This is a genomic window from Paenibacillus oryzisoli (assembly GCF_001653565.1).
Lineage (GTDB): Bacteria > Bacillota > Bacilli > Paenibacillales > NBRC-103111 > Paenibacillus_E > Paenibacillus_E oryzisoli.
Genome location: NZ_LYPB01000049.1, coordinates 207733 through 221329, shown reverse-complemented (window position 1 = coordinate 221329; position 13597 = coordinate 207733). Strand labels below are relative to the sequence as shown.

General features: G+C 49.1%; 7 protein-coding genes. All 7 read left to right on the top strand.

What is annotated here, in order from left to right; genetic code table 11:
* Nucleotides 1-65: 65 nt before the first annotated feature.
* The 7 genes from A8708_RS07030 to A8708_RS07000 all read left to right on the top strand — a co-directional run bounded on the left by A8708_RS07030 (nt 66) and on the right by A8708_RS07000 (nt 13577).
* Nucleotides 66-3371 carry a glycosyl hydrolase gene (locus A8708_RS07030; RefSeq protein ID WP_068662784.1) on the top strand — a complete coding sequence of 1102 codons (3306 nt, stop codon included), beginning with the start codon at nt 66-68 and terminating at the stop codon, nt 3369-3371.
* A gap of 7 nt (nt 3372-3378) precedes the next feature.
* Nucleotides 3379-4911, top strand: a complete 1533-nt coding sequence (locus A8708_RS07025) for a sulfatase family protein (RefSeq protein WP_068662783.1) — start codon at nt 3379-3381, stop codon at nt 4909-4911.
* 331 nt (nt 4912-5242) lie between these two features.
* Nucleotides 5243-6211 carry an ABC transporter permease gene (locus A8708_RS07020; protein ID WP_068662782.1) on the top strand — a complete coding sequence of 323 codons (969 nt, stop codon included), beginning with the start codon at nt 5243-5245 and terminating at the stop codon, nt 6209-6211.
* A gap of 56 nt (nt 6212-6267) precedes the next feature.
* The gene (locus tag A8708_RS07015; RefSeq protein ID WP_056623712.1) at nt 6268-7134 is read left to right on the top strand and encodes a carbohydrate ABC transporter permease; all 867 of its coding nucleotides are present in this window, start codon (nt 6268-6270) and stop codon (nt 7132-7134) included.
* Nucleotides 7135-7206: 72 nt separating this feature from the next.
* A complete protein-coding gene (locus A8708_RS07010; RefSeq protein ID WP_082927310.1) occupies nt 7207-9567 on the top strand; it encodes a helix-turn-helix domain-containing protein in 2361 nt (786 codons plus the stop codon).
* 179 nt (nt 9568-9746) lie between these two features.
* On the top strand, nt 9747-11303 hold the full coding sequence (locus A8708_RS07005) for a type 2 periplasmic-binding domain-containing protein (RefSeq protein ID WP_068662781.1): 1557 nt from the start codon (nt 9747-9749) through the stop codon (nt 11301-11303).
* A 15-nt stretch (nt 11304-11318) separates the two neighbouring features.
* Nucleotides 11319-13577 (top strand): glycoside hydrolase family 88/105 protein, encoded by a 2259-nt coding sequence (locus A8708_RS07000; protein ID WP_239696576.1) that lies wholly within the window; start codon nt 11319-11321, stop codon nt 13575-13577.
* Nucleotides 13578-13597: the final 20 nt, after the last annotated feature.

Sequence of the window (13597 nt, the reverse complement as noted above, 5' to 3'; positions counted from 1 at the left end):
TGACTTCCTTTATAGTGCTTATATAGAAGGAAGTAGTTATTCACTTATCAAGGAGATGAGCTTATATGGCCCAGTTTACGATGCAGTCTTTTGCACAGCCCGAAGCAACTTACCGGATTCATCCGTTCTGGTTTTGGAATGGCGATATGGACGATGAACAGATTCGTTATCAGATCGATGAGATGGCGGACAAGGGGTTGGGGGGATTTTTCATCTGTGCGAGACAGGGTCTTGAGGTACCTTACTTATCCGATGCCTGGTTTCAAAAAGTACGCGTAGCGGTTGAAGCGGCCGAGCGCCGCAACTTGCAGGTGTGGCTCTATGACGAGTATCCTTATCCGAGCGGGATCGCGGGCGGTGAAGTGACGCTGGAACACCCGGAGGCGAAGCACTATACACTCGAGCATCGAGCAGAGGAGGTGCAAGGTGGAGAGCACTTGTCCATGGAGCTGCCGTGGGCGCGCATTTTATATGCCAAAGCGATTCCTCTCAGTCCGGAAGGCGCTAAGCTGTGGAATGAGGCGATAGACGTTCGTTCGTCGATCGGGAACTTCCAGGCGGAGCCGATTTTTCAGAAAGCAGGCTTAACGGCCTACAACCAAAAGCGATTCTTTACGTACCGCACCGTTCAGAAAATGGAATGGACGGCACCCCCAGGCGATTGGGAAGTGCTAATTATGCAGGAGAAGGAAATCGAAGATTTCAAATACTACGGAACGTTCGTCGATCCATGCAATCATGAAGCAATGGCGACGTTTATTCGATTGACCCACGATAAGTATGCACAGCACCTGGGCGAATACTTCGGCGGTACGATTAAAGGTATGTTTACCGACGAGATCGGGCTGTTGGGCAAGCTGCCCTGGTCTCCGAGGCTGCCGCATTTTTTCCAGAAACGCAACGGTTACGATTTGCGGGAGCACCTTCATGCGCTGCTGTATGAAGAAGGGGAGCAGTCGGCTCGTATTCGTTATGATTACTATCAAGCCATTCATGAGCTGCTGCTCAGCACTTACCATAAACAGGTGCACGATTGGTGCGAACGGTATGGTTTGCAGTACGTGACCGAGGTGCCTTCCGTGCGGCATACGACACAGCGATACAGCCATGTGCCTGGAGGCGATACCGCACATGAGAAGCTCGGACGTTCGCTGGATTGGATTTTGAATAACCAAGCGGAAAGCTTTCGGTCGAGTGCCAAAATGGTCAGCTCCATTGCCCGTCAATTCGGTCGTGAGCGTAACTTGATTGAGTGCTTCCATAGTGTGGGATGGTCGATGACGCTTCAGGATGCCAAGTGGATGATCGATCGTATGGCTGCGCAAGGCACGAATTTCTTTAACTTCCATGCTTTTTTCTATACGCTCGATGCATTAATGAAGCATGACGCGCCGCCGTCACAGTTCCTACAAAATCCGTATTGGCCGCATTTTAGACAACTCGGCGATTATGTTGGACGGATCAGCTACGTCATGAGCTGTGGTGAAGCCGACATTCGAACAGCGGTACTTCAACCGACAACCTCGCTTTGGGCACAAATGGGCAATCCCTTCCATCATTTTGATTACGGTGGCAACAACGCTGAAGAGAAGCGCAAACTTGGCGACTTGAAAGCGTGGTGGACACGCATTTGCAACGAGCTGACCTACAGTGGCCGCGATTACGACCATTTGGATACGGAACTGCTAGCGGAAGCCGTGGTAGAGAACGGTCAGATTCTACTTGGTAATGCCAGCTATTCAATCGTGATTGTACCGCCAATAACCAATCTAGAGAGCGGCGCGTGGGCAAAGCTGGATGCGTTCCTTGCGCAGGGCGGAACGGTGATCAGCATGGGGCAATTACCGTACCACGCGATTGAAGAGAACAGCTGGGACTTGGCGACGTCAGCGAGCACCTTCGGTTTGCCACAGCCTGTCGCCGAGCATTTCTGGAACGAAGGCGCTGAATCGTCCTTGTCGTGGTCCAAAGGCACAGGGAGTGCCTATCACTTGCCGTTCGCGACGTCGGCTGACGAGGCTGCGACGCTGGGCAGCATGACAGCGCTCCTAGAAGAGCTGCAGCCGCTGGCTGTGAAACTGAACCCGGCATACGGCGGGCGCAGTATTCTTATGCAAACGCGCCGGATTGACGCGGATAGCTTCCTTGTTTTCCTAAGCAATCAGGAAGAGGCGGAACGTGATTTGTCTTTACAAATTTCCACCGCTCTTTGGGAGGGAAATGACGTGAAGGCCGCTCAGTTTACTGAGCTATCCTTAGATCACGGTGACGAGGCAGCTGTTGGGGCTGAGCTCTTCGTCAACGGCTGGATATTGCCGGTTCTGCTCGGAGCGTATGAATCCAGACTGTTCCGCATCACGCGCAGCCATACTGTGGTTGCCGTGCCAAACAAACCATGGACTTTCCAAATCGATGCGTCCGACTCAACCTTATGGACGATGCAGACCGATGAAGATAATGCGGTACGCTTGGATACCTTCCACCTATCCGTGCAAGGTGTGAACAGCTCGGAAGCAGGTGCACAGGACGCACTTCCACAGGTACAAGTGAAAACATTCATTGATCAGTGTGCCGACCTTGCTGCTTCGACGAAGTTGCCAGTGAACATGAGCCAGTTGTTTGGGACGCCGATGCGCATCCAGCTAGCATATCCACTGCAGGCGAACTATACGGCAACCTTTGTTATAGAGAAGCCGCTCGATCGGGTTCACCTCGTGATGGATCAAGGTGCGATCTCTGGTGAGGGATCGATTTTGATAAATGGTCATCGTCTCCATAAATCGGATTTTACGCGACACAATGTGTATGACTTTATGAACGTGGGCTGCGAGATTACCACTTATTTGAAGCCTGGAGTCAATGAAATTGAGGTAGAAGTTACGATTGAACAGGATTGGAACGGACTGATCGATGCGCTGTATGTAACAGGGAGCTTCCAAACTGGTTTTGACGCGGAGCAGCGTCCTGTTTTGAAGCGTCCGGTTGGCCAGCAGCAGCCACTCGCTGCAAGTCCATATGCAGGTTATCCATTTTTTGCCGGAACGATGAGCTTTAGCCGTGAGCTGAAGTTTGAGCAATTGCCGGCGGAGGACAGATTTGAGCTTGTGTTCGAAGGACTGGACAGTGAATTCCACGACGTGGCGGAAGTACTGGTGAATGGTGCTTCCCTTGGAGCCCGCACATGGATGCCCTACCACTTCCGTGGCCAGACATCCATGTTGACGGAAGGTATGAATCGTATTGAAGTGCGCGTGACCAATACGTTAATCGGTTTGCTGGAAGGAAAGTATTTCGATTATGCGAAGCACGAACTGAAGCCGGTGTACACTGTTGAGCGCGTGCAATCCTACCAGAACCGGGAAGGGGAGTGAGACATACATGCCACACAACACAGAACATGCAGCGTCTACACCTAACATTATTTTTTTCATGACGGATCAGCAACGTTGGGATTGTATTGGTACATACAACTCACATATCCATACACCGAATATCGACAAGTTGACTGCACAGGGCATCACGTATAGTCAGGCCGTATGCCAGGCGCCAATGTGCGTGCCGAGTCGCACTTCCATGATGTTTGGCTACTATCCATCGCAGCTCGGGGTGAGAACCAATCATGGCGGATTATATGATGAGGATAAGCTGCCAAGCAATCCGCTCCCGGAATTGATGCGGCAAGCGGGTTATCAAACTGCAGGCTTCGGGAAAACGCATTGGAATCACGGCGTAAAAACTGAGGTCCCGTCCACGCGGGGCTTCGAGGTGCGGGCTGTCGGGCTGTCCCGTGACAGTGGACATTACGAAGACGGCGCCGTCATGATGGGGGATGCCGAGCCGGAGGGACTCGCTGCTTATTATGAAGAAACGAAAGACTACGGCGGAGGCGAAGAAAATTCGAAAGGCTACATCGGCTGCACGAGTCAAGTGCCGACGCCTTGGCACCGTGACGGCTGGGTGGCGGAGCAATGTTTGAATTTCATCGACGAGGGGCTGGATGAGTCGCGTCCGCTGTTTCTATATCTTTCCTTTTTAAAGCCGCATGCCGGCTTCAATGTGCCGAAGGAATTCGAGGATCTCTACGATATAAACGAGATCCCGGATATCCCGCAGCCGCCATGGGAGCTTGAGCAAGATACACATCTAGCCGCGACGGACGCTGTTAATGAGAGCAGTCAGATCAACTATTGGGAGAAGCGGCATGTCTGGGAAGCGATGACAGAGGAGGAACGCAAACGGACGACGCTTCGTTATTGGGCGAATTGCTCTTGGCTTGACGATTACTTAGGCAAGGCGCTTGAGAAGCTGGAGCGGCAAGGCAGGCTCGACAATGCCCTGATCGTCTTCGTCTCTGACCATGGCGAGATGATGGGCGAACGGCAGCACCGCTTCAGTAAATACTGTTTGTACGAGAGCAGTGTCCGTGTGCCGATGATCTTGGCTGGCAGTTATTTGCCGCAAGTGTCGCACGGCACGGAGGATGATCGTCCGGCCGAGCTGGTGGATCTCGTACCAACCTTGTCGAAGGTGGCGGGCTTGCCACGTAATCCGCAGTTGCCCGGACTCGATTTACTGGGCGAGACCAAGCGTCTTGCGACTTTCTGCGAGTTTCATGGCAAAGGGACTGAGCCGCATCATTCGGCTCCCGCTTTGATGTGGAGAAAGCAGGACTACAAGCTGATCATGTATATGCAAGGCACGCTTGGAGGGGCGATTGGCCGAATCGGCGAATTCCAAGGGGAGCTTTACGATCTGGCTGCGGATCCGAATGAATGGCACAATGTGTATGTCGATGAGAAGTATGCGGCGATCCGTGAACGGATGACTGGTGAACTGCTTATGCATTTGGCCTGCGTCTGGTCCCGCGGCCCGGTCTTTTATGACCGGCATGGGCTTGCGGCGTTGGAATAATCTTGTTTTTTTTGAACGTCTTCAATGAAAGAAGGGGCTGTCCCAAGCGTCGATGACGAGGGGGATTGCCCCTTTTCATTTGGACGGGAGCTCAGCGTTAAAGAGTGGCAGTCTCCAGCAGTAAGTCCCTCCTTGCACGCGATTTTTCACGTCATGACGCCATTCTTAGGCCACCGTACAATATTGTCTCAATCGGCAAAATAGTCGCAATCCCCATTCCAGTTGCGACAAAATTGCCCTGTACCCAAACAATATTGTCTGATTGTAAACGGTACGAAACTAGTCTAAGTTGATAACATTCGATAACATAACTGGAAAGGGGAATGAGAGGATGGCAATGGTACAACCAGAATCTGCAGCATCCGGCAATTCTGCGAAATCCCGAACTGTTCGCAAGGGAGGTCTTTTACGGGATTTAAGGCGTGACAAATATTTATATGTACTGGCGTTGCCAGGTGTGTTGTTTTTTCTGATTTTCAAATTTGTCCCGATGTGGGGCGTCGTGATTTCATTTCAGAACTTTTCTCCGTTTGCCGGCATTACCGGCAGCGAATGGGTGGGATTCGAGCACTTCCAACGGTTTTTCACCAATCCAGACTTTATGCTGCTCTTCCGCAATACGATGGCGATTAATCTGATGAATCTCGTCCTCTTTTTCCCACTGCCGATCGTACTCTCGCTTCTCTTGAATGAGCTGCGAAGCGTGTTATATCAAAGGGTGATTCAATCGATCGTGTATATGCCGCATTTCTTGTCGTGGGTCATTATCTCTGGCTTAACATTCCTGTTGTTTGCCAAGGGAGAAGGTTTGGTCAACAAAGTGCTGGAAGGGTTAGGCTTTGCTAGAATGGACTTTTTAACGAATCCCAATACGTTTTGGGCCATGCTTACTGTTCAATCCATCTGGAAAGAATGTGGGTGGGGGACGATTCTGTTCCTGGCGGCGATGGCCAGCATTGATCCAGGGGTTTATGAAGCAGCCAAAATTGATGGGGCGGGACGTTTTCGCCAAATGTGGCACATTACGCTCCCAGCGATTCGTACGGTCATCATCACGCTGCTCATATTGCGGCTTGGACATATGTTAGATGTAGGGTTTGAACAAGTATTTCTGATGTACAATGGCGCTGTTTCGCAAGTGGCTGAAGTGTTCGATACGTATGTTTACCGGGTTGGGATTCAGCAAGGTGAGTTTAGCTACAGTACCGCTGCCGGTTTGTTTAAATCGATAGTCGGCTTAGTATTGGTTGTCATAGCGAATTGGATTTCTAAAAAGATGGGCGAAGAAGGCGTATATTAAACGTTACTTCTTATCGACAAGACGTAGCTATAGCAATGTCCTTAGGAGGGAATTATATGAAAGTAGGCCTGAGCAACCGATTGTTTAACATAGCAAATATTGCTGTGCTGGGGCTGGTCGGTATCATCACTTTTTTTCCATTGTATTATGTGTTTGTCGTTTCTTTTACCGACCCGACGGAATATCTGAAAGAAAGCTTCGTGCTCTTCCCGAAGACGTGGTCGCTGGAATCGTATAAATTTCTAATGGCGACGGGCGCTTTCCCGAGATCGATCGGTGTGAGCGTCTACGTAACCCTTGTCGGTACGGCACTGAGCTTGGTTGTTACCGCTTCACTAGCGTATACATTGTCTAGAAAAAGGCTTCGCGGAAGACGATTCGCTCTGCTTGCGATTCTCATCACCATTTTGTTTAATCCCGGTATGATCCCGAACTACATGTTGGTTCGTGAGCTGCACCTGATTGACAGCTTATGGTCGTTGATTTTACCAGCACTTGCCAGTGGCTGGAATGTGATTTTGATGAAAGGTTTTTTTGACAGCATCCCCGCTGAGCTGGAGGAGTCCGCTTCGATGGACGGATGCAACGATCTGTCGACCTTTTTCCGGATCATTTTGCCGCTGTCGCTTCCTTCGTTGGCGGCATTCGGATTGTTTTACGCAGTCGCGTACTGGAACCAGTTCTTTAATGCACTGATTTATATTAACGATGCAAGCAAATGGCCACTTCAGGTTATGCTGCAAAACATTTTGCTCAATGCCAATAATGCGGACCTTCGGATGGATGTTTCTAGTGTTCCGCCTCCATCTGAAACGTTAAAAATGGCAGCAGTGATCGTCGCGACGGTTCCGATTTTGCTGGTTTATCCTTTCTTGCAGAAGCATTTTGCCAAAGGAGCTATGGTAGGCTCGGTCAAGGGGTAGCAGTCTGAGGGGAGGGATTCCAGTCCAAGATGTCGAAGCGTGTAGAATATTAGTGATTGGAAGGTGAACATCTTGGCTGGAATCTTCAATAATGTACTAGGCTATATTCAGAAATATAAATATAACAAGCGGTTTTTCCGGAAGAGCCTTGTCATGATACTTATTATGGCAAGTATTCCCGGGTTGATTATCGGTCTGAGCATTTATTGGATCGCAACGAATAACGTGGAAAAAGAACTACAAGGGCTCCACCAGAATCAAATTTCTAATCGGGCGGCCAATATTGATGATCAGCTTGCATTTCTGGAAATGACCGTATCGCACTGGGCGTTCGATTCCAAGTTCGATGAGAAGCTGAAAACGATTAATTTTGCTTATAATTACGACACGGTTCAGGATATGTACCGGACCCTCTTGTCGCTGGAGAGCGCACATCCTTTTCTGCAAAAGGTGGAGTTGTTTCTGGACAAGCCGCGTCCGCTTGTGTTCTCAACGGAACGCTACACATTTCTCAGCAATCAGTCCGACATCGAAAATTATGAGACCTTACTCCGGCATGATAAGTCGATGTTCTGGATGTTACGGAAGCCGCAAGGAACAGGCAAACAGGGACTTGCCATTATAGATAAAATCCCCGGCGACAGCACCGAACCCTTCGGTGCTCTTGTTGCCACATTGAATCAGGATAATCTGCTGAAGGTGCTGAAAACGTTGACTCCCTATGATGAGGGGGTCACAATGCTGTTCAATGAGAAAGAAGAATGGAATTTATCAAGTAGTGGAGCCGGAGGATCGGAATTGGATCTCGCTCTCAAAGAGGCTTACGCGAAGCATCAAATGGAGCTTGGCGAAGCGGCTGTAAAAGATGCGAAACCAGAATCGTTTTTATTTGACTACAACAAGGTTTCGTACTCGGTTTCTTACGGTCATTTTAATCGGTTGGGTCAAAAATGGGTTTATATCTCTGCTGCGCCGCTATCGTCCATTACCGCGCCGGTCATTGCCATTTCCAAATGGATCTTGGTGATTAGCGTCTCAGGTTTGCTTTTTGCACTGCTGCTTTCGTGGTTCGTATCCCGCCGTATCTATCATCCCGTGCAGCGTCTAATGACGCTGTTGTCTGGTGAAAAGAACGAAGAGGTGAAAGACGAATTCGCCATGATTGAGAAACATTGGCAGCATATGTCCAGGGAGAGCGAAACGATGCGTCATAAGCTTGAGGAGCAAATGCCGCTTTTGCGTGAAGGCTTCTTCTTGCAACTGGCACAGGGTTACTTGATTTCCCTGCAAGAGAACGACATGAAGGAACGGATGAAGCGATATGGTTGGGAAACGGAGGGTCGTCAATTTGTTGCGTTGGTGTTTCAATTGACGGGTTTCGCAAACCTCGAGGGAAGGTTCTCTCAAGGGGATGAGAACCTCGTAACTTTCGCAGCGTCGAACATTATCGATGAGTTGATTAGGAGCCAATATGAGCAAGCGGAGATTATTAATTTCCATAACTTTTCAATTGGGATCCTGCTGTCCTTTCCGTTATCCCATCCGACGACTTGGCTCGAGGACGATTTGGAGCAGGTGTGCCAAGAGATCATTCGAGCCATTAATGGGATTCTAAAAATGCAGGTTACCATATCGATCAGTAAATGGGTCCACAACGTGAAACAAATTCCAAATGTGTTCGAGGAAGTGAAGCAAGCGTTGGTCTATCGGGATCTGCTCGATGAGAATCAGATTATTAAGACGGAACAGCTTTCCAAGTTAAACGTTTATAAGGAAACAGGCTATCCCTTCACCTTGGATAAAGAAATTATTAATGCGATCCGCAACGGCCAGGAATCAGGTGCCATCGACCTTATTGCTCAGTTCATGAAGGAGTTGGCTGCCAATGGTTCTACGGAATTCATGCTTCAGCAAGGCATGCTTCAGCTTCTGGGGAGCATCCGATACGCATCTCTGCAATCCGGGATGAATCCGGTGCAGTTGTTCGGCAGTGTGAACTTGTTCGAGCAGTTGGCGCAGATTAAAGAGCCGGAAGAAATGCTCAAGTGGTTCCAGCACAAAGTGATCGGCGTTTTCGTGCAGGAGATGATTTCCCGGCAGGACTATCACTTCAAACAAATCATTGAACAGGTGATCGTTCATTTGCGCGAGCAGTACATGACGCAGCTGTCGCTGGAATCGTGCGCAGATTTATTTGGCACCAGTCCATATACATTAAGCCGCGCATTCAAGCAGATCACAGGCATTAATTTCATCGATTTCTTGACGAACATTCGAATAGGTAACGCCAAGTCGCTGCTCATTGAAACCGATATGAAAATCAATGAAGTCTCCGATGCCATCGGCTACCAGCACAGTTATTTTAACCGGCTATTTAAAAAGTACGAAGGCATTACACCAAGTCAATTTCGCGAGCTAAACCGCACGGAATAAGGGTTTTCTGGCTTTGTGCATCGATGTGCAAGTTGCAAGATAGTCCTAAATCTGCTGAAATGGCCGTACAAAAAAGTCCGATTGTCGATCAAAGCGGAATGTACTAATGTCTACCTTGTGCTCTGTTGGAGCGATGGATACGAAGAAGTTCAGAAGTTCATAACAAGGGAGGATCACTCATGAAAGTAAGAAAAAGCAAAAAAGTTGTCCTAGGTTCCATGGTTCTTATGTTGGCGATTTCTAGTCTCGTTGCAGCATGCGGAAATAAGAGCACGACAGGAAATGGCGCATCAGACGGAAAAGAAGCACCGTTAGATGTCAGCATCATGACGATCTTGCTTACGCCGTCTCCGGCAGCAGATGATAACAAGATTAAGCAGGAGATTGAGAAAGCCACGAACTCTAAGATGAAAATTCAATGGGTGTCTGGCAACAACTATACAGATAAGCTGAACGTGACGCTGGCTTCAGGCGATATTCCGGATTTAATTACGATTAACGATCCGTTCACCCCAGTATTCCGTAACGCAGTAACCCAAGGTGCTTTTTGGGATTTGACACCCTATATTAAGGACTATCCGAACTTGAATTCCAAAGTTTCCAAAACAGCTTGGGATTTGACCAAAATGCAGGATGGCAAAAATTACGGCATTCCGCGCCCGCGCCCGGCTGAAGCTGATTCTTTCTTCATTATTCGCAAGGACTGGCTCGACAATCTGGGACTTAAGGTGCCGACAACAACTGACGAACTGTACGACGTTATGAAAGCCTTTGCGGAGAAAGACCCGGATAAAAACGGTAAAAACGATACAACTCCGCTCGCAGCCTTTATGACGCCTCCAGCCGATATGGGCACGCTGGCTACAATCGAGAACAGCTTTACTGGAGCGAACGTGAAGAACGACAAGTGGAAATTGGTTGACGGCAAAATTGTAAATACAGCGTTGCTGCCGGAAACTCGCAAGTCCATTGAATATTTGACTAAAATGTACAAAGACAAGCTGCTTCCGGAAGACTTCGCATCATTGAAGCTTTCCCAGGCCTCTGATTTGTTTAACGGAGGTAAAGCAGGCATCATCATGGATAAAGCAGGTACGATGAACGATCACTATGAACTGCTCAAAAAAATCGATCCGAATATGAAGCCGACTGATTTCTATCCATTGACCAACATGAATGGCTACAATCCGAAAGGTCCTGGTTTCTCAGGGATGGTTTCTATTCCGAAATCCGTACCTGAAGCTAAAATGAAGCGCATCTTGAAAATGGTAGATACGTGGATGAACGACGATGTGTTCGCGATTCAACAATACGGTATCGAAGGTGTGGATCATACGGTCAAGGATGGTCAAAAAGTGATCAATACCGAGCAATTGGCGAAAGATAACGGTCCTGACTTTAACCAAATCGTCTATGTCGCGGATCCTTATGCGAGCTCCACGAAGGTATATTTCCCGAAAGAAGCCAACGATTTGTTCATGAAAATTCAAGATGAGCGTGCCAAAACAAGTGTCGCCGATATCAGTATCGGTCTATACTCGCCGACGGCGCAAAAGCTGTTGCCTGAATTTGAGAAAAAGGTGCAAGATTTGAAAACGAAGATTATTCTTGGACGCGAGCCGATTACGGCTTGGGATGATTTCGTTACCAAAGCTAAAGCAGATGCGGATTTGGCGAAAATGAGCCAAGAAATGACGGAAGCTTATCAAAAACGTAGCAGCGGCGCTGCAAAATAAGAACTTGTTGTGTGAATGAATTTTAGCAAGGGGCGGGGAGACTCCGCCTCTTTATTTATTGAAACGGGAGAGGAAGCGACCATGACGGAGCGTTACATCGACATCAACGAAAGCATTTTTACGAAATGCGGAGACCGTGTAAGCGAAATTTTAGCTACAGTAGCTGACAGATATGTAGGAAACAATCCGCCTCATCCGATGGCATACCGGGCTTTTTGTGCCAACGGGATTAGGAAGAACCACGATTACAGTTATGATTTTAATTTCGTAAAACGGTTCCCCGATCTTCAGAACGGACAGATCGTCTATGCATGGTCGCAATATTGGAGTGATGTGGAAATGCCGCTCAATTTCATTTTGCACTGCTACGGACCGCTCATGTTGTATGCGAACGGGCAGCCCGTTTATAAAGCGAATATCGCAGACGAACTAAATCCGAGACGAAGAACGGTCGTTACGATTCAGATGCATAAAGGCTGGAATCACTTGGTGTTCCAGTTTACCAAAACGGAAGCGGGCTGCGGCGGCTCTCTAGGACCAGGTTCCTATAAGAGTAATCCGGTGCATTTCCTGGCACCTTCACCCGAGCGATTCGGCCACGAAGGTTGGATCTACTCTGCACCGCAGGATCATGTGTGGAGCGAGCTCCCCGGAGAGGGAAGTACGGAAGCAGATCGCACTTGGTATCCGAAGTTGGCCTGGAGCGACGACGAGCAGCCGAAGACCTCTGTTGCACGCATCTTCGGAGAACTTAGCGGCAAGTATGCAATGGCTTGGACGAAGCTGCGCTCATTCTCGTCTGAACTGCGGATGGTTGAATTAAGCGGTCATGCGGAAGGAAGCATTGTGATTTATGTGAATGGGGAACTGCAAGCCCGAATCGGCCAAGCAGGCGCTTTCCGTGTTGAACTGCAGTTAGCGTACGGCGAGCATAATCTTGTCATGCAATGCTTTGGAACGAACGGGGGCGCAGGCTTTCGTCTGGATCCGCTTTCGGTTGGCGTCCAGCTTGTGGAACCATATCCTGTACATGGGGCTAAGGATGCTTGGTTATATTTAGGCCCGTTCCTTGCAGGTGAAGCCATCCCTGATGTTGAGGATTCGCTCCTTGCCTTGGTGGAAACGCAAGAGGGCGGAACGTTCTGGCGGCTGGATCAGCCGAACACGTGGGTACGACCGTTCACGGAGAATGCGTTGTTCGGCAAGTGGAACTATCCGCTTGGCGTAACGCTATATGGGATGCTTCAGACCGGAAAGCTGCTTGGTCGTGACGATTTGCTGCAGTATGTGTATAAGCATATTGAAACATGCACGCGGCTCTATACGTATGCCAATTGGGACAAAACGCAATATGGCGCTTCGGGTGTGTTGAACACATTGGCGACGCTGGATAGCTTGGATGACTGCGGCTCGTTCGGTGCAACAATGCTGCTTGCGCTGCAAAATCAGCCGCTTCAAGGCGCTGAGCGGATTGCTGATGTGATTGCGGATTATATGAGCAACAAACAGGATCGGCTCCCTGACGGTTCCCTGTACCGGAAGCCGAAGCATGTTGATTTCCCGAATGCGACGTTGTGGTGCGACGACTTGTACATGAGCGTGCCGTACATGTGCCGCTGCTACCAGCGGACCGGTGAAATGAGTTATCTGGAAGATGCAGCCAACCAGTTCATCCAGTTCAAGAAGAAATTGTACATCCCTGATCTGCAAATCATGTCTCACGTCTATGACTTCGGTATCGACAAGCCGACGAAGATTGCTTGGGGCCGCGGCAATGGCTGGGTCATTTTCTCCTTATCGGAATTGCTGGCTGTGCTGCCGGAAAGTCATGAGCGACGGGGCGAACTGCTGGAGTTCTTCAATGAATTGAGCGAAGGCTACTTGCGTCTGCAAGGGGAGAACGGCCTGTGGCACCAAGTGCTGACGGAGCCGGCTTCATATGAAGAAACCTCATGCACCTCGATGTTTTTGTATGCGTATGCTCGCGGTGTAAGATATGGCTGGATCAGAGATACAGAGAAGTATATCGCAGCGATCCATAAGGGATGGAACGGCATGGCCCGTATTTCTATTGATAAGTTCGGCAATGTGTATGGTGTGTGCCGCGGTTCAGGCTACTCGTACAGTGTTGGTTATTATAAGGACGATCTGTCATGGCTGCTTAACGATACGCATGGTATCGGCATTGTTTTGCTTGCTGGCATTGAAGTGCTGCAGTTGGAACGCTATTTGGCCGAAGGGAACGCACTCTACAATTTTAACCATACATTGTAAGCCTGATAGTTGGAAACAAA